This is a genomic window from Pseudoalteromonas sp. G5_S1_14_S5, assembly GCF_054968605.1.
This window is the reverse complement of the sequence record NZ_JBQKUM010000022.1, coordinates 1-23,311: the sequence shown is the minus strand read 5'-3', so window position 1 is coordinate 23,311 and position 23,311 is coordinate 1. Positions and strand designations below refer to the sequence as shown.

Genomic DNA, 23,311 nt, shown 5'->3' with positions numbered 1-23,311 from the left:
CAACTGATGGAGCGCAAAGTTATAAGTAATAGTACGTCTCTCGCTAGGTTTTCTATCAGCAAAGATAACAAGCACAAAAAAGCCCTAAGCCAGATTCCCAGCTTAGGGCTTATAAATCATAGAGTTTAGTGCTTAGTTAAGCGCCACTACTTCGCCACAGATCATCATTAGCTGATCTCGTAACCAAATGTGTCCCTTATCTTTCTCACTTGATTCGTGCCAGCTTAGGTAGCCAGAGATTGCCGCATTATCGAATGGGAAATCTAGGATCTGCAGATTATCTTTGTTTGCTGCGTGCTCTACCATCCAGCGAGGTGCAATCGTTACTAACTCCGATTGACCAACAACATAAAGTACGTTGCTTAGGCTCGTACCTTCGTAGAAAGGTGTGCAGTCTAGGTCACGGTAAGCTTGCTCAGAGAAGCTACGTTGGCCGTGAATGCGAGATAGTTTCGCGTGCTTCTCATTCAATAGCTCTTCAGCTGTCACTTCACCGTTAATGCGTGGGTGAGAAGAAGAAGCAACCACAACCAATTCGTCTTGAAAGATCTCAGTACTTGAGAAACCTTGCTCATCGAAACGAGCGTAGTCAATAACGAAGTCGATTTCTTGGTAGCGCATACGCTCAGAAAGTTGACGGTCGAATTCAGCATCCATATGCAGTTTTACGCTAGGTGCTTGCTCGTTAATCGTCGACATAATCTTAGGTGCAAAACGCATGTCACAAGGGCTGCAAATCGCAAGCTTGAACAGGCGAGAAGAAGACTCTGGAGAAAACACCGAACTTGGTAATTCGTTGCGTACTAATTGTAGCGCTTGGCGGATAGGACCAAACAACTGACGTGCACGTTGAGTCGGCTGAATACCACGACCTTGACGCATAAATAGTTCGTCGTTAAACATCACTTTCAAGCGAGCCACAGCGTTACTTACTGCCGGCTGAGACATACCCAAGTTGTGAGCTGCACGTGTAATGTTTTGCTCTTGCATTACTGCATCAAATACAGTCAAAAGGTTTAAGTCCACTCCACGAAGTGTGCTTTCCATTCTGTAGCTAGTGATAGCGCTCATTGCGTCTTTTTTATCTAACATTCAAGTTGCCTCTTGTCGGTACGACAGCGTTAAGTTTGTAATGGTATGGGAATAGATAACCACTAGTTTTTATATTTACCAGACCGATGCTTTTCGGATTACACCTACTATTAACCAATGCATCTCCAGCTACCAACAAGATTGATAAAGAATAACTTAATTTTATCTCAACAATTAATTAAACATTAAATATCAGCAACTTAAATAGTTATAAAAAAACATAAAATGCGCTAATTTGGAGTTTAATTTCGACTTATTTAGCTGCTCTGTCGTTCAGTTACATTTGTTACAATTCATTTAACTGATGAATTGATTAACCACTTAATACAAAATTAACACTTATGAATCAAGTGAGCGATGCGTAGCTCGGAAAGTCTACCTTGTCCCAAAGCTGTTTTCTTAGGTCATCTTGATTGGCCCAATTCCCAGCTAAAACCCACTCAACAAGCGCACTAGCGACATCTGGATAAGAGACGACTTCAGCTTGTTTTTCGTTGAGCCAACTACGCAAAATCGCCGGATCAAGAAAGCTCATGGTTTGAGCTAATCCAAGCGCCTCAAGTGTGGCCACATTGCTCTGCTGTTCAAACTGTCCATCGAGTGGTTTAAGCAATAATTTTTTGCCCAGAGTAAGCGCTTCAGATGGCAATTCAAATCCACCATTAGCCACCACACCAGAGCACTGGTTTAGGTCGAATTGGAAACCCGCATGACTGAGTGGTTTGAGGGTAATATTTTCAACTTTGTTATGCTCAATCACATTTGGGTGATAGCAGACGAAACTGTGCGAAACAAACTTCATTAACAACTCAGAAATCGCTTCAAGATTCTCAAACGGCAAATAGACCAATATGAAGTCCTGTAGCACTTCGGTCTGCTCGTGGTGAGCTAAGGTGTGAACGATAGGTGGCAAGATTGGCTGCTCAAAATGATACCAGTGCAAACCGATCGAGTGCTCTGTCGGCGCAAAGTGTTGAATGACAATATGCTCAATCCAATTTCCTCCCTCTTTAGGCACATCATAGCGAAAGGCATTTTGGTGGCTGATGCCGATACAAGGAACGCCCTGCCTTTTGGCCGCCCAAGCCGTCACAGGTTCAAAATCATTGAGCACCAAGTCATACGGTGTAAGGTCCAGCTGTTTAACCTCATTAAGAAAACGCCAGACATTATTCTTGATGAATGTCTTTGCATATTTAACCTGCCCCTGCTCACTATAAAAAGTTAAGCCGTTACGCACTCGGTATTTGCCAAACTCTTCCATCGAGAAATACTTGCCCGCTTCTCGGCCTGAAAAGAGAAAATCAACATCGATGTTCTGCTGACGAAACGCGACGGCCATTGCCCTTGCGCGTGCAATGTGACCATTTCCAGTGCCTTGTACGCCGTATAATATTTTCATGAGACTTCCTTTCGATTCGCAACTTAAGCGCTTGGTAGTGATGACTGAGCAATATTTAAAGAACGAGGCTAATAGCGAGACTGGTACATGCCATCCCTAAAGCTGCACCAATGAGTACATCCGTTAAAAAGTGCACACCGAGTAGTATTCGAGAGACAGCAATCGCTGTGGCCCAAATCAAACAAAATAGATACAAGCTCGGATAGAAATGTCCGATTAATGTCGCCATAACAAAAGCAGCAGCGGCATGCCCAGATGGCAGGCTGTACTTATCTGATGGGACAATATGAGAGTGAAGTAGAGAAGAGAATTCCGCGGGCCTGCGACGCTTCAGAGTATTTTTAGCAAACCAATAGATTGGCAGCTCAATCGCGAAGGCAGTTAAGCCCACCAACAGAAAATCGCTGCCTGTTTTGCTATCGGCAAGCAATGCAACCAAAGCAATCAATATATAGAGGTGACCATCTCCCGTATGAGAGACCGCCTTACTCAACGTCGCATGTTGGCCACTAAGCCGGTTCTTTAAACAGAAAGCAGAAAATGCCACATCCCAGCGGACAATAGGTTCGATAGTACGCATACGTTCTCCTTAACAATCCTTATTCAGTTAAGGGTCAAGTTATGCCCAACAAATGACAGTTAAGTGACGTTTTGAATGAACTAAAATGAAATTTTCCACGGTGAGAGGCCTCTGATTCAACCGTATCAGAGGCTTATTCACCTCATATTAAAATAAAGCGACCCTAGGCCGCTTTATTATTCACTTCTAATTTCTGACTTAACACTCTATAGCGAAAGGGGCTCGTGCTTTTTCACTAAACCGAAGTCAGCCAAGATTGCGTAAGCCGCAGGGATCATAAACAGCACCAGCAGGGTTGAAGCAAAGATGCCAAATACGATCGAGATAACCAAAGGCTGAATAACCTGAGCCTGTAAACTGGTTTCGGTGAGCAGAGGCAATAAACCAGCTGCCGTCGTCATCGAGGTTAAGAACACGGCACGGAAACGCTCACGACTCGCTTTCACCACCGAGTCATGCACGCTATCTCCTTCATCAACGTGATAACGAATATATTGAACGAGTAAGATGGAGTCGTTAACTACAATCCCTGCAAGCGACACAAAGCCCATCATACTCGGCATACTTAAGGAATGATCAAGCACCCAGTGACCAACAACCACTCCGATAAAGGCTAATGGAATCGCGAGCATCACAACCACTGGCTCTAAATAGCTTCTAAATTGGTAACTCAGAATCGCAAACACACCAAACAGACCGAGCAAGAATCCTTTGCCCATCGAGGCGCCCGTCTTGGCTGCATCCTTCGCTTCCCCTTCGAAATCAAATCGTAAGCCAGGGTACTTCTGAATAAGTTTAGGCGCTTCATCTTTTTGGAACTGAGCTAAGATCGCTGAAGAGCTCGCTTTCTTATTATCAATATCACCAAAGATACTAATAGTTCTCAGCCCATCAATGCGTTGAATACGTACATAATTTCGCTGGAAATCAAGCGTCGCCAGCGTAGCTAACGGAATTTGGCTGCCGTCCGCGGTAATGATTGGGAAGTTAGCAAGCTGTTGAATGTCGCCCGCTTGCTCTTTATCAAGACGCACCTCTATCGAGATATTCTCAACACCGATTTGAATCTCATCCGCAGTCTGACCAAAGAAGGCCGCTCGCAGTTGAGAGGCAATCATCTGCCCGTTCACATTGTAGGTTTCAGCGCCTGGGCGCAGCTTAACCAAGATCTCTTCTTTACCCATGCGCATGTCATCAAGCACACCATAAACACCATCAAACTCATTCAGATAAGCTTGAATATCCAGAGAAGCAGCTTTCAATGCATTAAGGTCATCATGTTTGGCACGGATTTCAATCGCGCGTCCTCCCGGCCCCATGGTCGGTTGCTTGAAGACCAGTGAGATTGGATCCGCAAGTTCACCAATGTCCTCTCGCCATGCATCGATGAAATCACCGATCACCGTATTACGGCTCTCAGCTCCACGAAGGTCTAATCGCACGGTAGCCAAGTGCGGGCCAGACTCATTGGCATCGGCATTGGCGTTAAACTGGCTGGTTATATGTTCGACTAGCGTGTTGCCCTCTTCAACTTCTTCGCTCCACAGCTCATTCAAACGCTCAGCAGAAGCCACAATCTTATCGACCACTCTCTCAGTTTGAGACAGTGATGCCCCCGGAGGAAGAATGATACGAGCCTCAGCAATATCACCATCAAGCTCTGGGAATGGCTGAAATTTGACAATACCACCAGCAATCAAAGCGATAGACAGAAGTAGTAAGGTCAACACTCCGCCCATGAAGGCATAGCGGAAGGTCACCACTTTCTCGACCATATTCATCAAGGTGGTATTACGGAAGTTCTCAAACTTCTCTAGTAGTACAGTTTTGAAGTGCAGCGCTGGCTTATCGTTTTTCTCTTTGTGTAGCGAATGCGACAAGTGATTTGGCAGAATTAAGAAAGCTTCGATCAAGCTCAACGACAGCACCAAAATCAGAACCTGAGGAACGGCCTTGAGTACCGCGCCCATTTCCCCATCGAGAAATAACAAACTACCAAAGATACACACTGTGGTTAGGAAGGAAGACAACACACCGGGAAGTACCTTCTTAACACCGTTATACACCGCATCATCGACGTTCTGTCCCCGGTCGAGGTGGGAGGCGATCGATTCGGCGATCACGATGGCGTCATCCATCATAATACCGATCGCCATCAACAAACCGACCAATGACATAATGTTGATCGACAGTCCCAAGTTAGCCATTAAGAACAAGCCACCAAGAAATGCAACCGGCAGGCCTGCTGCAACCCAAAAAGAATAACGTAAGCTGAAGAAAAGCCACATGGTTGCGAATACCAGCACAATACCTTGCCAGCCATTACGCACCATCATGGTCAGACGATCCCACAAAACAGAGGAGAGATCGTTGGTCATTTGCAGAGTCACGCCATCAGGCGAAATTGCACGCTGGTCCTCAACAAACTGAGTGACACGCTCTTTAATTCTCAGTGCATCATCTTCTTTGTTCTTACTGATCTTAAGCAGAGCAGAAGGTTTACCATCAAACAACACCTTCTGTTCATCAAGTTCAAAGCGGTCTGTGATCTTTGCAATATCTCGTAAACGGATCACAGAGCCATTTGGCCCTGAACCCACCACAATACTTTCCAACTCCACGGGCGTGATACGCCTTTCATCGAAGCGAATCAGGAAGTTTTTGTCTGGCGTTTCAACGTTACCACTCGGCAGTTTCACATTCTGACGGCCAATTTGATCAGCAATATCACCGACACTCAAACCGAGTTGGCGAATCGCTTGAGTATCTAGCTCAACGCGATATTGGTGATCTGAGAATCCGCTAACATCAACCAGTGACACATCGTAATCGAGCTTCATAGTGCGTTTTAGATCTTCAGCGTATGCCTTTAACTCCGGCCACGAGGTGTCCGCAGTAATCGCGATATCAACGACTGGCTCATTCCAATCTAGCTCTTGTACGACAGGTGATTCAATCTCTGCAGGAAAATCGTTGATCGAATTGATCTGAGTTTGCACATCCACCAGCATTCGACCGATATCCGCTTTCTCATTCAATTTGAGAATTAGACGTGCGCTGCCTTCTATCGCCTCACATTGGGTTTCTTCAATGTTCGCTAAGCCATCGACCGCATCTTCCATTCGCACACACAGGCTCTCTTCGACCTCCTGTGGGGAAGCCCCCGGATAAACAATCGCTGCCATAATGTAAGGCGGATCGTAGGCAGGAAAGGTTTCACGTTTAATGGTGGACAACGAGCTCAAACCCAATATCAACAAACCAAGCATCAACAAGTTGGCTGCGGTTGGGTGCCTTGAGAAGAACTTGATCATGAAGCGCTCTCCTGACTGTTAGAGGAAAGCTCATCACCATTTAAATCAGACTCTTTCAGCAGCATACCTTCAATGGCAGGCAGAACGTCGTTAAGAACCAGTTTGTCTCCGGTCTGTAATTCACCACGAATAACTACTTGGTTATCTCGGCGGTAAAGTACTTCGACATTCACAACCTTCAAACGCTGGTTCTCATCCATTAAGTAAATCTTATCGCCATGTAAGGCACGTTCAGGCACAACCCAACTCGGATTGGCTAAGCCTTCAATCTCCGCTTTGACGAACATACCATTTACCAAAGGGGTGGCACTGTTAGGCTCAAGCGCAGAATAGTCTTGATTGATTTCAAGGATGATGCCCGCTGTCGCTTGGTTTTCATCCACAGTCTCACTGATTCGTGCAACCTTGGCTGGCCAAGTCAGATTTAAGCTGCCACTGTTCAACTGAATGCTTACCTTAGTTGGCGTTTGATATGGGTTTGGGATGCCTGATACATCGCGAGGAAACTGAGTAAAGCTTGAGGCTAAAGTTTGCATATCGTGAATAGAAAGTTGTGCCTCAACCTCCATAACGTCGATCCCATGAGCAATGAACATCTCTTGCTGCAGATTAACTACTTGATTCTGTTCAATATCGACTTGAGCGATTCGCATTGGTCTAGGCAAGGTGATGGTTGTTTTATCTAAAGAGCGTTGCGCTTCTTTTACTTTAGAGACATTCACCTTAATTACCGCTTGCGCGACACGTTTTTCATCTGGCATCAAAGCGATTTGATTCTGTATATCTAACACCAACTTCTGTTGGGAGAGTGCGCTCTGTTGTTGTAGATCGACATCAGACTGGGAGGTCAGCCCTTTCTTACGCAGATCTTGTTTACGCTGGAGCTCTTTATTGCTGATCACTAAGCGATTTTTTTCGATCTTTAATGTCTGTTTCAGGTTCTGCTCTTCTTGATTCAATTTCTCTAGTGAAGTCTGGCTCGATTTAAGATCCGCTTCTGCTTGTACCAGCTTCAACTCGTAATCCAAAGGATCGATCTTAAGCACCTCAGTTCCTGCAGGGATCACTTGCCCTTTCTCAAGATCGGGGTGTCGATAAACGATCTGTCCTGTTACCTCGGCAATCGCTTTCCACTCAACCTTAGGTACCACTTTGCCAAAACCAACCGCCAACGGCGCGATCATCTGCTTCTCTAAACTGACGGTTTCAACCAAGCGCGCCCTGTCGCCGGAAGGCTTAGTTGGTAAATCTGGTTTCAAGTTGATCGCCACTACTAAACCAATCACACCAACGGCCAAGGCTGGGAAGAAAAGGAGCTTTTTATTTATTCTCATTATTTTGGTTCCTGCAAAGATGAAGGGCTTGGTGCATTAATAAAGCCTTCCGTCATCAGTTGAATGTTGTGTTCGATTAATCGGTTCAAAAAAGCTTCATTAAGCTCGATGCCATGAATAGCTAGCAAAGGCGGCGGTGCTATAAACGGAAACACCATCAGACTTATATACGACACGCGGCAGAGCTTAGGATCCATGTCCTTCCGCAAAACGCCCTGTGCCATCAGCTTTTCAAAAATGACATCTTGGGCGGGTTTAGTGACATCGAGAAAGACCTTCTCTAGCAGCTCTCTCTGTACCTCTGAAGGCGGCATATTCATCACTTGGGCAATTAAGCGAGGAAACTTAGGAAACTTGACCATCTCTTTGTAGTAAGTGCGCATTAAATCGAGAAAGTTCTCGTGGCTGCTCTCTTCTACCAGCTTATGCATCTGGATTTGCATTGGTCGTAAGGTTTCACGCAGCATTGCTTCAAACAACCCCGCTTTGTTACCAAAGTAATAACGAATCATCGCGATATTCACTCCAGCTCGTTCAGCAATTAAACGAGTGGATACCTTGTCATATGGTTGAACGACGAACAGATCTCGAGCATGCTCAATAAGCAACTGCCTGACATCGAGATTCTGCTGCGGTCGTCCCGCTTTACGCCCTGCCATCACTAAACCTACTAACCTAATTAATCACACGATTAATTATAGGGATAAATCGATACGCTGGCAGAAGATTAATTACTCACTATTTAATCAAATGATTAATTAATTTAAATGCGCTTGTGATTTTTGGGTGAATCGTTCCATTAAAAAGATTTACTACAAAGTTTTAACCTACACATAAGCCAAACGATAAACTAACCGCCCAACCTAAAAACCCCAAGCAGATGATAAAACCAATAAAATCAACCCTACCAGCACAAACCAAACCAAAACGCCGCGAATGTATGCTGATATTGGATTTTCTTGTTTGACGCTCAGAATAAATTACGGTACATATGTTGTTAACAGTTTATTTACGGATATTTGTGTAATGATTTTTTCTTCTTCTCGACTGCTGAAACTTCTCCTTATCGTGAACCAATCGCGCGGGTAAGTTGTGGGTCAAGAACTACACAAATATTAAAACCCGCGCTGAGCGGGTTTTTTTGTAACTGGCACTTTTAAAAGAACATCATTCTTAATAATAACTTGGATAGCAATCGATACAATATCGATATAAGGAAGCACACATGAACGATCAAGTGATAATTTTTGATACGACTTTACGTGACGGCGAGCAAGCTCTAGCTGCAAGCCTGACAGTAAAAGAGAAGTTACAAATTGCTTATGCACTTGAAAGACTGGGTGTGGACGTAATCGAAGCTGGCTTCCCAGTGTCATCACCAGGTGATTTTGAGTCAGTACAAACTATCGCCAAGAACATTAAAGATAGCCGAATCTGTGCGCTTTCTCGTGCGGTAGCGAAAGATATCGATGCAGCTGCTGAAGCGTTAAAAGTGGCTGAGCAGTTCCGTATTCATACCTTTATTTCTACGTCGACAGTACACGTACAAGACAAGCTTCGTCGCAGCTACGATGACGTGGTTGAGATGGCAGTAAAAGCAGTTAAACACGCACGTAACTACACAGACGATGTTGAGTTCTCTTGCGAAGATGCAGGTCGTACGCCTATCGATAATCTATGTCGCATGGTTGAAGCAGCCATCAACGCTGGCGCAAAAACCATCAACATTCCAGATACAGTGGGTTACACAGTACCTAACGAGTTTGGCGGTATTATCAAAACGCTATTTGAGCGCGTACCAAACATCGATCAAGCGATCATCTCTGTTCACTGTCACGATGACTTAGGCATGTCGGTTGCTAACTCAATCGCAGCGGTACAAGCTGGTGCTCGACAAGTTGAAGGTACCATTAACGGCATTGGTGAGCGTGCGGGTAACTGTTCTTTAGAAGAGATCGCAATGATCATCAAAACTCGCCAAGAGTTATTAGGCGTTCATACTGGCCTTGATCACCAAGAGATCCACCGCACCAGTAAGTTGGTGAGCCAGCTTTGCCACATGCCAATTCAAGACAACAAAGCGATCGTTGGTGCTAACGCATTCAGCCACTCTTCAGGTATCCACCAAGATGGCATGCTAAAGAACAAAAACACTTACGAGATCATGACTCCTGAGTCTATTGGCTTGAAAAACAAGGCTTTGAACCTAACAAGCCGTAGTGGTCGTGCTGCTGTTAAGAGCCATATGGATGCAATGGGTTACAAAGACAACGAGTACAGCCTAGATTCATTGTACGAAGACTTCTTGAAGCTTGCTGACCGTAAAGGTCAAGTCTTCGATTACGACTTAGAAGCATTAATGCACTTCGCAAACCTACGTGACGAAGATGACTTCTATAAACTTAACTACCTAAGCGTACAATCTGGTAGTGTAATGTCTACAACCAGCATCAAACTGCAATGTGGTGATGAAGAGAAGTGCGAAGCGGCTGTTGGTAATGGTCCAGTTGACGCTCTATACCAATGTATCTACCGCTTAACTGGCTACGAAATCGTACTAGACAAGTTCGACCTAACCGCGAAAGGTGAAGGTGAAGATGGTTTAGGCCAAGCGGACATCATTGCTAATTACAAGGGCCGTAAGTACCACGGTACAGGTGTTTCAACCGATATTGTTGAAGCTTCTGGTCAGGCACTATTGCACGTTATCAACAGCATTCAACGTGCAGACACCATTGCTGAAATGAAGCAACAAAAAATCGCGACAGTTTAAAACCCAATAACAGAGCCCTAGAGCCGATGTTATTGGCTTTAGGGACAAAATTTAAAACGAGCCAAATAGCTCAGTAACAAGAATTAAAGGATTAACATGACTGATAAATCATACAAAATTGCCGTACTACCTGGTGATGGCATTGGCCCAGAAGTAATGCAGCAAGCACATAAGGTGCTAGACGCGATCGAAAAGAAGCATGCAATTAGCTTTTCTCGCGAAGAGTATGATGTTGGCGGTATTGCAATTGATAACCACGGTTGTCCACTACCAGAATCTACAGTGAAAGGTTGTGAAGAGTCTGACGCAGTACTTTTCGGCTCAGTTGGTGGTCCTAAGTGGGAACACCTTCCACCCAATGACCAACCTGAACGTGGTGCCCTACTTCCTCTACGTAAACACTTCCAACTGTTCTGTAACCTACGCCCTGCGCAAATTCACAAGGGTTTAGAGTCTTTCTCTCCACTTCGTGCTGATATCTCTGAGTGCGGTTTTGACATCGTGGTAGTACGCGAGCTAACTGGCGGTATCTACTTCGGTCAACCTAAAGGTCGTGAAGGCGAAGGCGCAACTGAAAAGGCTTTTGATACAGAGATTTACCACCGCTACGAAATCGAGCGCATTGCAAAGATTGCTTTCGAATCTGCACGTCTACGTAACAAAAACGTTTACTCAATCGATAAAGCGAACGTTCTACAGAGCTCCATCTTATGGCGTGAAGTAGTTGAAGAAATCGCAAAAGATTACCCAGATGTAACGCTAAACCACATGTACATCGACAACGCGACCATGCAGCTAATCAAAGATCCTTCTCAGTTTGACGTAATGCTATGTTCAAATATCTTCGGCGACATCATCTCTGATGAGTGCGCAATGATCACAGGCTCTATGGGGATGCTTCCTTCTGCAAGCTTGAACGAAAGTAACTTTGGTCTATACGAACCAGCGGGCGGCAGTGCTCCAGATATCGCAGGCAAGAACATCGCAAACCCAGTCGCACAAATTCTTTCTGCAGCGCTGATGCTTCGTTACAGCCTAGGCGAAGAAGCGGCAGCACAAGACATCGAAACAGCGGTATCTAAAGCGCTTTCAGCAGGCGAGCTAACGGCAGATCTAGCAGGCGATAAACAAGCGCTAACCACCTCTGAAATGGGTGACAAGATTGCAGAGTATATCTTAGCTTCGTAAGCAAACGCTCTTAAGCAAGTACATAAGAATAATATCAAGCCAAGTCATCCAAAGTACCTAACTTGGCTAGAAACAAACACTGGGACTAATGCTCCCAAGGAAGAAAAGCTATGTCGACAAACCAGCAAGCCAAAACCTTATACGAAAAAGTTTACGACGCGCACGTTGCAGTAGCAGCGGAAGGCGAAAACCCGATTCTTTATATCGACCGTCACCTGGTTCACGAAGTAACGTCACCTCAAGCCTTTGATGGTCTGCGTGAAAAAGGCCGTAAAGTTCGCCAAGTAGGCAAGACTTTCGCGACCATGGATCACAACGTATCAACTCAAACCAAAGACATTAATGCTTCTGGCGAGATGGCGCGTATCCAGATGGAAACGCTATCAAAAAACTGTGAAGAGTTTGGTGTAACGCTTTACGACCTAAACCACAAATACCAAGGTATTGTGCACGTAATGGGCCCTGAACTAGGTATCACTCTGCCGGGTATGACCATCGTTTGTGGTGACTCGCACACAGCGACACACGGCGCATTTGGTTCACTCGCCTTTGGTATCGGTACTTCAGAGGTAGAGCACGTGCTAGCGACTCAAACGCTAAAGCAAGCTCGCGCTAAAACCATGAAGATCGAAGTAAAAGGCAAGGTTGCTCCGGGCATTACAGCCAAAGACATCGTGCTAGCGATCATCGGTAAAACAACGGCGGCTGGCGGTACTGGCTACGTGGTTGAATTCTGTGGTGAGGCGATTACCGACCTTACAATGGAAGGCCGTATGACGGTATGTAACATGGCTATCGAGCTGGGCGCTAAAGCTGGCCTGATTGCACCGGATGAAACCACCTACGAGTACATCAAAGGTCGTAAGTTCTCTCCAGAAGGTGAAGAGTTTGACGCAGCCGTTGAATACTGGAACACACTAAAAACCGATGCTGATGCTGAATTTGATGCTGTAGTCACTCTAGAAGCCGCAGACATCAAACCACAAGTGACGTGGGGCACTAACCCTGGTCAGGTAATTTCTGTTGATGCACCTATCCCAGCACCAGAAAGCTTCGCAGATCCTGTTGAAAAAGCATCAGCTGAAAAAGCATTGGCATACATGGGCCTAGAAGCGGGCAAATCTCTATCAGATTACAACGTAAATAAAGTGTTTGTTGGCTCTTGTACTAACTCTCGTATCGAAGACATGCGTGCAGCAGCAGCGGTAGCGAAAGGTCGCCAAGTGGCTAAACATGTACAAGCGCTTATCGTTCCGGGCTCTGAGCAAGTGAAAGCTCAAGCTGAAGCAGAAGGCTTGGATGTTATCTTCAAAGAAGCCGGTTTTGAATGGCGCCTACCGGGTTGTTCTATGTGTCTTGCAATGAACAACGACCGTCTTGGTCCACAAGAGCGCTGTGCTTCTACATCAAACCGTAACTTTGAAGGTCGCCAAGGCCGTGATGGTCGTACGCATTTAGTTAGCCCTGCGATGGCTGCAGCCGCAGCGATCGCTGGTCACTTTGTCGATATTCGTGAACTTTAATTAGAGGATTTAACATGTCAGGTTTTCAACAACACACCGGATTAGTCGTTCCTCTAGATACGGCCAACATCGATACTGATGCGATCATTCCAAAGCAGTTCCTACAGAAAGTAAACCGCATTGGTTTTGGTAAACACTTATTCCATGACTGGCGCTTCCTAGACGATGTGGGTGAACAACCAAACCCAGAATTTGTGATGAATGCTCCTCGCTACCAAGGCGCTTCAATCCTGCTTGCTCGTGAGAACTTTGGTTGTGGCTCATCTCGTGAACACGCACCTTGGGCACTTGCTGATTACGGTATCCAAGTGATGATTGCTCCAAGCTTTGCAGACATCTTCTACGGTAACTCAATCAACAACCAAATGGTTCCGGTTCGATTGACTGAACAAGAAGTGGATGAGATTTTCCAATTCGTAGAAGCGAATGAAGGCGCAGAGGTCACTGTTGATCTAGAAGAAATGAAAGTGAGTGCAAATGGTAAAGAGTACTCGTTTGAAATTGATGAGTTCCGTCGTCACTGCCTACTGAATGGCTTAGACAACATCGGCCTAACGCTGCAGCACGCAGATAAGATTTCTGCGTATGAAGAGAAAATTCCAAGCTTCCTAAAATAAAGAAGCCTGCAATAGAAAAAGCAGTTTTCAAAGTTCGAAAAGGTTGGCTCAGCGCCAACCTTTTTTATTTGGTTCAGCTTTAGCTTAAAGTGTCTATCAAACTCAGATCTATTACTTAATTGCAGAGCCATGAAAGAAAACCGTAAAGCATAAGGTCTTAGTAGTCAGCTATCAGGAGAATGCCATGAAACCACTACTCGTTATTATCAGCCTACTTTTTTCAACCTTAGCTTGGTCAGCACCGAAATCTGAATTGTGGCCATACTGGAATCAAAGTAATGAGGCCAACTCAGAACAAGTTTCTCATCAAAGCTGGCAGCAATTCCTCGATAGCTACTTGGTTAAACAGGGGCAAAATACGTTAGTGCGTTATCAAGCGGTAACCAAGGCAGATAAGTCAAAACTGAATCAATACATCAGACAGTTGGAGCAGGTAAACCCACTCGAATACTCAAAAGCAGAGCAGTACGCTTACTGGATCAACCTATACAATGTCGTTACTGTTGAACTGATTCTCGATGCCTACCCAGTTAAATCTATTACTAAGCTCGGCGGCCTATTTAGTTTTGGGCCATGGGGAGACAATGTCGTATCAGTAAATGATAAGTCACTGACACTCAACGATATTGAGCACCGTATTTTAAGACCTATATGGCAAGAGCCACGTACACACTACGCCGTAAACTGTGCTAGCCTCGGCTGTCCAAACCTTCAGCCTCAAGCTTTTACCGCAGACAACACCGAAACTCTACTGGAACAAGCGGCCTCTGAGTTTGTCAATAGTGACAAGGGTGTACTAGTTAAGAATAGTAAGCTTCAGCTATCCTCCATTTATGAATGGTTCGATGTAGATTTTGGAAACAGAGAACAGCTGATTCAACATCTAAACCAATATCGAACTAAGCCAGTACCAAGTGCCAACAAGATCAGCTATGACTACGACTGGTTACTCAACCAAGCAAAATAGCTTGCTGCCAGTCGCTCACGACTAAAACCAAAAAGAGGCTAGTGGTATATTAGCCACTAGCCTCTTTGCATCTATTTAACTGTATTTTATAGCTAGAAACTTGAACCAGGCTGCTGCAAAAACTCAATCTCTTCTGGCGTTGATGTTCTTCCTAACACCTCATTACGATGCGGATAGCGACCAAAACGCTCAATGATAACCTTGTGCTTAAACTCAAACTCAAGATTATTTTCTAAGCCAGTTTGAGAAAACAACTCAACCGCCTGCTCATGAATTAACAGTGACTCGCTGTGCATGTAAGGCATGTATAAAAAGCTTTTCTGTTGCTGGTTAAGTTGATGGTCAAAACCACCAACTACGGCTTCCTGAGCCAATGCTAGCGCCATAGAGTCAGCTGCAAATGCAGCATGGCTGTTTCTACCGAGGTTTCTTGAAAACTGGTCCAGTACAATAATCTCAGCTAAGCGCCCATGTGCAGTTTGGCGCCATTCAAACAGCTCTCCCTGAATCGCCGCTTGATGTAAATCTGAGAATCGCTCTTTAATCAAAGCATCAATGTATTCACCGCCATTAAACCAGTCCTTTGGTGTTAATTCGTCAAACCAAAAGTCTAGAACGTCTCGATAACTGATAGTCATATTTATTCCTTTAAATAAAAAGCCGAGTAACCTCTTATCATTACTCGGCTTTGTATCCGATTACTTAAATCCTTTGACCTTTTTAATAAGGTCGTAAGCATTTTGAATTTCTTGTGATTTCTCTTTCGCAACGTCCATCATTTCTGGCGGTAGACCTTTCGCCATCAGTTTATCTGGGTGGTGCTCATTCATCAGCTTACGGTAGGCCTTTTTCACTTCCTTGCCATCCGCACTTTCACTTACACCTAGAACCTTAAATGCATCGCCAAGTTGGTTTTGTTGGGATGCTTGTTGCCAACCTGACGACTGGCCTTTGTGATGACCACCACCGAAGCTTCCACCCTGTTGCTGGAAACGGAATGCCGCCTCTTGCATCTGTAAACGGCGTTCAAGTTGTTCTGCAGAAAAACCAAGACCTTGAGCAATCTTATGAAGGACCTGACGTTCACTTGGATGCAAGCTTCCATCAGCGAACGCTGCTGATACTTGCAATTCAAGAAAGAACTGAAGGAGGTCAAAACGTCCACCCGATGAGAGTTTTACGCGTTCTAGGACATCATTTAGCGGGAAGTCGCTCTCTTTTCCTTCACGGAATGCATCTTGTGCCGCCCGGCGTTGCTCGCCATGAAGATTCATACGTTCCATCATAGTGGAAGCTAGTTGAATCTCTTCGCGAGTTACTTGGCCTTTCGCTTTAGCAACATGTCCCATAACTGCAAATGCAGATTTGAAAAACTCATTTTGTCTTTCTGCTTGGTTTGGCCCACGCCCAAAACCAGAGGTATTGAACCCAGACTGGTTCAATCGGCGAGCTTTATCGAATTGGTGCCCTAAAAACAGGCCAAAAACTAAACCAAGTGGGCCTCCAAATAGAAAGCCAAAGAAAGCGCCCAAAATTTTGCCAAATATTTGCATTATGTGTTCTCTATCTATGAATTTTATCTGAGTAATGCTGTCTGATGATGCTGAATGCTAATATTTCCTTTATCATAAGGAAAATGCTTTTTATTGGATTGATACTAGATCAACCCTTCATCTAGTGACACAGGATAGTTCAACTTCATGCAATCTTTTTCCCGCACCTTGTTAGCCGCGTCTATAAGTACAGCGTTATACGTGTCGACAACTCAAGCTGAAACAATAACCGATAGTAGTGTGCAGGAAATGCCCTCTATAGATCAATGCTTGATCGAGCCCGCTGCAGAAAACGAGGCTCAACAACCCGCTCATGTTGAGTCTGATCGCTTAGAGGCTATCAATGGTGACAAGGCAATATACTCAGGTGACGTAAGAGTAACGCAAGGAAACAAGACCATCCTTGCCGATAATGTGACCCTTCATCAACAAGAAAACATCGTTGTAGCTGAAGGCAACGTTAACTTTAGTGACGGTCAAATTAAATCAGTATCGGACAGAGCAACTAATAATCTGACTACAGATGAAATGACGCTAGAAAATACCGACTACGAATTTCTATGTGAACCAGGCCGTGGCGATGCCGTTTATATCGCAAGAACAGGCAAAGCGGTTTATGAAATCGAAGACGGCTCGATCACCTCTTGTCCTATTGGTGATAACGCTTGGCGTCTGAGGGCATCGAGTATCGATGTTGACCAAAATGAAGAACAAGCCACTTTTTACAATCCTCGCTTTGAAATTCAAAGTGTCCCTGTATTTTACCTACCTTTCCTAACCGTCCCTATTGGTGATACACGTAAGACAGGTTTCCTGTACCCAACCGTGTCATACGGTTCAAAAGATGGTTTTGAAACTGAGATCCCCGTGTATTGGAACTTGGCACCAAACTACGATTTAGAAACAACTTTGAAGTACATGGAAAAGCGCGGCACACAACTTAACAGTAAGTTCCGTTACTTAAGCGATTTAGGTTCAGGCAACATAAATTCAGAGTACCTGCCCGACGATAAGAAATTTAAAGATAAAGGCGACCGCTGGGGAACACAATGGCAGCACACAGGTATCTTCAAAGAAGCATGGTTATTTGAGACAGACTACTCTAAAGTCAGTGACAACGATTACTTCAGAGATATTACCTCAAGTAGCATTGGTAAGCGTGAAGACGGTCAATTACTACAAGAAGGTAAAGCAACCTACCGTTCTCAAAACTGGAACGCATCTGTACTCGTGCGAGATTTTCAAGTTTTAACTCCAAATAACCAACCTTACCGCCTAATGCCACAAGTTGAATATGATTACTATGCCCCAAAGGTTATGGAGTACTTGGACTTTGACATGATCAGTCATGTTTCACTATTTGACACTGACGCGAAAGGCAAACCATCTGCGTCCCGTGTCCATGTTGAACCAGGGTTTACCATACCGATAGGAAATACTTGGGGGACTTGGACAACAGAAGCTCGCCTGCTAGGTACCTACTACCAGCAAGACCTCGATGGTGTGGACACAGGTGCAGGTTCTGCCTACGAAGACTTAGACGAATCGGTAAGTCGAGTTATCCCTGAGTTTCGAAGTCATGCAGGTATCGTTCTTGAACGTGGTACCACTATTGTTGGTAACTACACTCAAACACTCGAGCCACAGGTTCAGTATTTGTATGTCCCAGATAAAGACCAAAGCAATATTGGCCTATACGACACAACATTATTACAAACCGATTATTACGGCTTATTTAGAAGTCGAAAATACAGTGGTGTAGACCGTATTGCTGCAGCAAATCAAGTAAGCTATGGCGCCTCATCTCGTTTCTTTGATGATGAATATAGGGAACGTCTCAATATTTCTTTCGGCCAGATTTTTTATATCGATAAAGAGACCAAGCAAAAATTACACACCAACGAGCCTAATAAAGACTCAAACTACTCATCTTGGGCGGTAGAGGCAGACTTTAACTATGATGACTACCTATTCTACCATGGTGGTGTGCAGTACGATGTCGATACATCGGCAATGCAACTCGCCAATAGCACCATTGAATACCGTTTTGCCGACGGCTACATTCAAACTAACTACCGCTACGTAACTAAAGAGTACATTGAAGATACTGTTGACTTTAATGTTGGTTCCATGACTAAAGATGGTATTTCTCAAGCAGGCTTACTCGGTGCTTACCAGATTTCGCCTAAATGGAATGCAAGTGCCCAGTACTTTTATGATTTAACCACAAAAGAAGAGCTAGAGTGGTTAGCTCAACTCAATTACAAATCGGATTGTTGGTACATCGGCTTTACCTATAGCAATCAACTAAGTAGTTGGAAAGGCGATTACATAAACACATCAAATGCGACACCTGTCTATGACAATAACTTCGCCGTGAACTTTGGCATTGTTGGCTTCGGTACCAATCTTGGCTCAGACTCTGGGGCTATTGGAGAAAGCAGTGCTAATAACTCTTTGAGCTACGGACGCCCATTCTTTTTAAATAACTAATTTTCTTTATTGATAAAACATCAGTAAATTTAAAGGATTACACATGACATTGTGGAAACATACACTAATCGCTATCGCAGCAGCTTGCACTGCATCAACAAGCTTTGCTACGCCAGTTGAGCTCGATAGCGTAAGAGTGATCGTAAACGAAGGCGTGATCTTGCAGAGCGACATCGATACGTCGATGAAAACTTTACGAGCAAACGCGAAGAAGAGCGGTCAGACATTACCCTCTCAAGACGTGCTTGATGAGCAAGTACTTGAAAAGCTGATTATCGATACCATCCAAACACAAGAAGCAGAGCGTATCGGTGTTCGTATTGATGATGCTCGACTTGATCAAGCGATTGAGGGCATCGCCAAAGACAACAACCAAACCGTAGAGCAACTCACTGATTCAGTTGCAGAAGAAGGCCTGAGCTACAACGCATTCCGTGAGCAAGTCAGAAAAGAGATCGCGGCAAGTGAAGCGCGTAACGCTCTTGTTCGTCGTCGAATCAATATTCTTCCAGCAGAAGTAGATAACCTAGCGGATATTCTTGCTCAAGAGACGAATGCGACAGTTCAATACAAGATTGGGCACATTCAACTTCGTTTCAACGATGACCAAACCAAAGAAGAGCTAGAAGCTCAAGCAAAAGAACTTGTAGAAGAGCTTAACTCAGATAAAGACTTTAACACCATGGCTTATACTTACTCTAAAGGCCCTAAAGCCCTACAAGGTGGTGATTGGGGTTGGATGCGTAAAGAAGAGATGCCAACCATCTTTGCAGATCAAATCAAAATGCAAAATAAAGGCAGCATCATTGGTCCTTTCCGCAGCGGTGTCGGCTTCCACATTCTAAAAATTGAAGATGTAAAAGGCTTGGAAACCGTAGCAGTTACTGAAGTGAATGCTCGTCATATCTTGATAAAACCAACCGTAATCTTAAGCGATGACGGTGCTAAAGAGCAGCTTGAAGAGATCGCACATCGTGTAAACGCCGGTGAAGCAAGCTTTGATGACCTGGCTCAGGAATACAGCCAAGACCCTGGCTCAGCCGTTCAAGGTGGCGAACTAGGCTATCAAACACCTGACTTATATGTTCCTGAGTTCAAACACCAAGTAGAAACACTGCCGGAAGGTAAAATCAGTGCGCCATTTAAAACCGTTCATGGCTGGCACATTGTCGAAGTACTGGACCGTCGCGAAGTCGACCGTACAGATTCCGCTTTGAAAAACAAAGCTTACCAAATTTTATTTAATCGTAAGTTCAACGAAGAAGCAGGAGCTTGGCTCCAAGAAATAAGAGCGAGTGCCTTTGTTGAAATGGTTGAGGATGACCAAGATGACAACTAAACGTATTGTCATTACTGCAGGTGAACCAGCCGGGATAGGCCCAGATTTGACGCTGGCTCTATCCCAAGAAAGCTGGCCTCACCAACTTGTGGTTTGTGCAGATATAAACCTACTGGCGGAACGTGCTGAACTGCTGGGTATTGAAGTAGAGTTGTTAGATTACGACGCAGCTGCACCAAAGCAGCCACAACGCTCTGGCACACTGGTTGTGAAACACATTCCACTTGCTGAAAGCGCTGTTGTAGGCCAACTTAACGAAGCTAATGGTCATTACGTATTAAATACTTTAGAAACCGCAGCAATTGGCTGTATGAATGATGAATTTGATGCTATTGTCACCGGCCCTGTTCACAAGGGTGTAATTAACCGAGCTGGCGTTGCTTTTAGCGGCCATACCGAGTTCTTTGCAGAGAAGTCCAACACGCCACTTGTGGTAATGATGTTGGCAACAGAAGGGCTGCGTGTTGCATTAGTAACAACACATATCCCACTAGCTGATGTATCTCAAGCAGTGACTGAAGACAGATTAGAGCAAATCATTGCGATTCTGAATAAAGATTTGGTCGAAAAATTTGCGCTTGAGAAACCAACTATCTACGTATGTGGTTTGAATCCACATGCCGGTGAAGATGGTTGTTTAGGGCGTGAAGAGATCGAAACTATCACCCCAACGCTAGAAAAAATTCGTCAAAAAGATGGGATTAATTTGGTTGGCCCTTTGCCAGCAGATACCATCTTTAATGAAAAATATTTGCAAGATGCAGATGCTGTTTTAGGTATGTATCACGACCAAGTACTCCCGGTATTGAAATACAAAGGGTTTGGTCGCTCAGTGAACATCACGCTTGGCTTGCCGTTTATTCGTACATCAGTCGACCACGGTACCGCCTTAGACTTGGCCGGGAAAGGCCAGGCCGATACAGGGAGCTTTAGAACAGCGCTCACGCACGCCATTGAATTAGTAGAGAAAAAGCAATGAGAAATGATGTCCACTTAGGACACAAAGCGCGTAAACGTTTTGGTCAAAACTTCCTTAACGATCCATACATTATTGATGGCATCGTATCGAGCATTAACCCACTACCAGGTCAAAACCTAGTAGAAATCGGTCCAGGCCTTGGCGCAATTACTGAGCCGGTAGGTAAGCTTGTCGATAAATTTACTGTTATCGAATTGGATAGAGACCTTGCAGAACGTCTTCGTAACCACCCGGATCTCGCTGATAAGCTGACGATCCACGAAGGTGATGCGATGAAGTTCGACTTCGAGCAACTTGTTAAACCAAACAACAAGCTTCGTATCTTTGGTAACTTGCCATACAACATCTCGACGCCGCTGATGTTCCACCTTTTTGAATTCCATAAAGACATCAAAGACATGCACTTTATGCTACAAAAAGAAGTGGTGAACCGCCTAGCTGCAGGTCCTGGTAGCAAAGCATACGGTCGTCTGACGGTAATGGCTCAATACTACTGTAAAGTCACACCTGTACTAGAAGTGCCACCAACGGCTTTCGTTCCACCACCGAAGGTAGACTCTGCAGTTGTGCGTCTTCAGCCATACGAAGTGCTGCCTTACCCGGCTAAAGACCTAAAATGGCTAGATCGCGTATGCCGTGAGGGCTTTAACCAACGTCGTAAGACAGTTCGTAACTGCTACAAGAGTCTGATTGATAAGGACGTACTAGAAGAGCTTGGCATCAACCCAAGCATGCGTCCTGAGAACCTAACACTCGAACAGTTTGTCGATATGGCGAACTGGTTGCACGACAACCACAACGCTGACAAATAAAATAAAAAAGGCTCCTACACTTCGGTTAGGAGCCTTTTTTATGTAATACTTTAATTACATTAAGTATATCAACAACAAAAGGTGCGAATATGGATATATCTACGCCTTGTATCAAATGCCAGGTGCACTCTAAGTACATAGAGGAGCAGTCTGAGCCTACGAAGAATCGTTATGTCTTCGCCTATATAATTACCATTAAAAACCTAAGTAAAAGTACGGTTCAACTCATGTCACGTCGCTGGTTAATTACCGACTCTAACGGCAAGCAACTGACGATTGAAGGCGATGGTGTGGTTGGTCAGCAGCCGATTATCGAATCCAACGACGAATACACTTACACCAGTGGTACGGTTATCGAAACACCTGTGGGCGTCATGCAGGGTCACTATGTCATGACCGATCATAAGGGCATCGATTTTATTGCCGAAGTCGACCCATTCAGACTCGCTATCCCTAACATCCTTAACTAACTACCTTTGCAGCCATAGGAAAATACAGTGTCTAATTATATTGTCGGAGACATCCAAGGGTGCTTCGACGAACTTCAGTTATTGCTCGAAACCATCAATTTTAACCAACAACACGATACCTTGTGGGTCGCTGGAGACTTAGTAGCCCGAGGCCCTAAGTCTCTAGAAACACTTCGCTTTATTCGTGGTTTAGGTGACTCGGCAAAGGTGGTATTGGGCAATCACGACCTACACCTGCTCGCGGTATCTCTAGGATTGTTTCCAGCAAAGCCTAAAGATAGGACGCAAGCTATACTTGATGCTGAAGACCGTGAGCCACTACTCGAATGGTTGAGGCATCAACCGTTAATTCAAGAACATCCTGAGTTCATAGTGTCTCATGCTGGTATTTCACCACAATGGGGCCTTGAACAAGCTCGCATAGAGAATCATGAAGTCGTCGCCCTATTACAATCAAACAAGTGGCAGTGGCTCATCGAAAATATGTATAGCAATACACCTGATCTATGGGACGTGAATTTACGCAGTATTGAACGGTATCGCTATGCGATCAACAGCCTGACTAGAATGCGTTTCTGCTTTACCGATGCTCGGCTTGATATGGCATGCAAACTACCACCAAGTGAAATTACTAATGAACCATTAGTGCCATGGTTTGACCTTCCACAACGTATTAAGCTCGATAAAACGGTTGTTTTTGGCCACTGGGCTGCACTTGAAGGCTATCAAGGTAAAGATGTTATTGGACTAGATACTGGATGCGTTTGGGGAGGGGAGCTAACGGCACTTCGCTGGGAAGACAAACAGTTTTTTACTCAAAAAGCGCTATAAAAAAAGAGATACGACATACGACATACGACATACGACATACGACA

General features: G+C 44.6%; 19 protein-coding genes. 11 read left to right on the top strand and 8 right to left on the bottom strand.

Translation table 11 applies throughout. From position 1 onward, the window contains the following. Positions 1 to 132: 132 nt before the first annotated feature. From leuO to ACTRWI_RS08725, 6 genes are all read right to left on the bottom strand, one after another. The gene (gene leuO / locus ACTRWI_RS08750; RefSeq protein ID WP_063523452.1) at positions 133 to 1,092 is read right to left on the bottom strand and encodes a transcriptional regulator LeuO; all 960 of its coding nucleotides are present in this window, start codon (positions 1,090 to 1,092) and stop codon (positions 133 to 135) included. A gap of 346 nt (positions 1,093 to 1,438) precedes the next feature. Continuing rightward, positions 1,439 to 2,494, bottom strand: a complete 1,056-nt coding sequence (locus ACTRWI_RS08745; RefSeq protein ID WP_499130590.1) for an MJ1255/VC2487 family glycosyltransferase — start codon at positions 2,492 to 2,494, stop codon at positions 1,439 to 1,441. 55 nt (positions 2,495 to 2,549) lie between these two features. Beyond that, positions 2,550 to 3,074, bottom strand: a complete 525-nt coding sequence (locus ACTRWI_RS08740) for a phosphatase PAP2 family protein (protein WP_499130589.1) — start codon at positions 3,072 to 3,074, stop codon at positions 2,550 to 2,552. Between the two features lie 206 nt (positions 3,075 to 3,280). Beyond that, a complete protein-coding gene (locus ACTRWI_RS08735; RefSeq protein WP_499130587.1) occupies positions 3,281 to 6,388 on the bottom strand; it encodes an efflux RND transporter permease subunit in 3,108 nt (1,035 codons plus the stop codon). Then, on the bottom strand, positions 6,385 to 7,722 hold the full coding sequence (locus ACTRWI_RS08730; protein WP_499130585.1) for an efflux RND transporter periplasmic adaptor subunit: 1,338 nt from the start codon (positions 7,720 to 7,722) through the stop codon (positions 6,385 to 6,387). The genes ACTRWI_RS08735 and ACTRWI_RS08730 overlap by 4 nt, the downstream gene beginning before the upstream one ends. After that, positions 7,722 to 8,381, bottom strand: a complete 660-nt coding sequence (locus ACTRWI_RS08725) for a TetR/AcrR family transcriptional regulator (RefSeq protein WP_499130583.1) — start codon at positions 8,379 to 8,381, stop codon at positions 7,722 to 7,724. Before ACTRWI_RS08725 ends, ACTRWI_RS08730 begins: the two co-directional genes overlap by 1 nt. Positions 8,382 to 8,947: 566 nt before the next feature. On the opposite strand from ACTRWI_RS08725, the gene leuA reads away from it, so the two are divergent. From leuA to ACTRWI_RS08700, 5 genes are all read left to right on the top strand, one after another. Beyond that, the gene (leuA, locus tag ACTRWI_RS08720) at positions 8,948 to 10,495 is read left to right on the top strand and encodes a 2-isopropylmalate synthase (RefSeq protein ID WP_499130581.1); all 1,548 of its coding nucleotides are present in this window, start codon (positions 8,948 to 8,950) and stop codon (positions 10,493 to 10,495) included. A 96-nt stretch (positions 10,496 to 10,591) separates the two neighbouring features. Beyond that, on the top strand, positions 10,592 to 11,683 hold the full coding sequence (leuB, locus tag ACTRWI_RS08715) for a 3-isopropylmalate dehydrogenase (protein ID WP_499130579.1): 1,092 nt from the start codon (positions 10,592 to 10,594) through the stop codon (positions 11,681 to 11,683). A gap of 110 nt (positions 11,684 to 11,793) precedes the next feature. Continuing rightward, on the top strand, positions 11,794 to 13,206 hold the full coding sequence (gene leuC, locus ACTRWI_RS08710; protein WP_499130577.1) for a 3-isopropylmalate dehydratase large subunit: 1,413 nt from the start codon (positions 11,794 to 11,796) through the stop codon (positions 13,204 to 13,206). Positions 13,207 to 13,220: 14 nt separating this feature from the next. Continuing rightward, positions 13,221 to 13,823 (top strand): 3-isopropylmalate dehydratase small subunit, encoded by a 603-nt coding sequence (gene leuD / locus ACTRWI_RS08705; RefSeq protein WP_499130576.1) that lies wholly within the window; start codon positions 13,221 to 13,223, stop codon positions 13,821 to 13,823. A gap of 184 nt (positions 13,824 to 14,007) precedes the next feature. Continuing rightward, entirely contained in the window at positions 14,008 to 14,790 is a 783-nt protein-coding gene (locus ACTRWI_RS08700) for a DUF547 domain-containing protein (protein ID WP_499130574.1), read from the top strand. A 92-nt stretch (positions 14,791 to 14,882) separates the two neighbouring features. Here ACTRWI_RS08700 and ACTRWI_RS08695 read toward each other — a convergent pair whose 3' ends face one another. Both ACTRWI_RS08695 and djlA read right to left on the bottom strand, forming a co-directional pair. Beyond that, positions 14,883 to 15,428: a DUF924 family protein gene (locus ACTRWI_RS08695; RefSeq protein ID WP_499130572.1), complete on the bottom strand. Its 546-nt coding sequence runs from the start codon at positions 15,426 to 15,428 to the stop codon at positions 14,883 to 14,885. 60 nt (positions 15,429 to 15,488) lie between these two features. Further along, positions 15,489 to 16,343 carry a co-chaperone DjlA gene (gene djlA / locus ACTRWI_RS08690; protein ID WP_499130571.1) on the bottom strand — a complete coding sequence of 285 codons (855 nt, stop codon included), beginning with the start codon at positions 16,341 to 16,343 and terminating at the stop codon, positions 15,489 to 15,491. Between the two features lie 147 nt (positions 16,344 to 16,490). Here djlA and lptD point away from each other — a divergent pair, with 147 nt between their 5' ends. The 6 genes from lptD (at position 16,491) to apaH (ending at position 23,267) form a co-directional block, all read left to right on the top strand. Continuing rightward, on the top strand, positions 16,491 to 18,836 hold the full coding sequence (gene lptD / locus ACTRWI_RS08685; protein WP_499130569.1) for an LPS assembly protein LptD: 2,346 nt from the start codon (positions 16,491 to 16,493) through the stop codon (positions 18,834 to 18,836). Positions 18,837 to 18,879: 43 nt separating this feature from the next. Further along, complete coding sequence (gene surA / locus ACTRWI_RS08680) at positions 18,880 to 20,175, top strand: peptidylprolyl isomerase SurA (protein WP_499130567.1); 1,296 nt, start codon at positions 18,880 to 18,882, stop codon at positions 20,173 to 20,175. After that, entirely contained in the window at positions 20,165 to 21,154 is a 990-nt protein-coding gene (gene pdxA, locus ACTRWI_RS08675) for a 4-hydroxythreonine-4-phosphate dehydrogenase PdxA (RefSeq protein WP_499130566.1), read from the top strand. Before surA ends, pdxA begins: the two co-directional genes overlap by 11 nt. Continuing rightward, complete coding sequence (rsmA, locus tag ACTRWI_RS08670) at positions 21,151 to 21,966, top strand: 16S rRNA (adenine(1518)-N(6)/adenine(1519)-N(6))-dimethyltransferase RsmA (protein ID WP_063523468.1); 816 nt, start codon at positions 21,151 to 21,153, stop codon at positions 21,964 to 21,966. Before pdxA ends, rsmA begins: the two co-directional genes overlap by 4 nt. An 89-nt stretch (positions 21,967 to 22,055) precedes the next feature. After that, entirely contained in the window at positions 22,056 to 22,436 is a 381-nt protein-coding gene (apaG, locus tag ACTRWI_RS08665; protein ID WP_004740817.1) for a Co2+/Mg2+ efflux facilitator ApaG/CorD, read from the top strand. A 27-nt stretch (positions 22,437 to 22,463) separates the two neighbouring features. Continuing rightward, positions 22,464 to 23,267 (top strand): bis(5'-nucleosyl)-tetraphosphatase (symmetrical) ApaH, encoded by an 804-nt coding sequence (gene apaH / locus ACTRWI_RS08660; protein WP_499130563.1) that lies wholly within the window; start codon positions 22,464 to 22,466, stop codon positions 23,265 to 23,267. Positions 23,268 to 23,311: the final 44 nt, after the last annotated feature.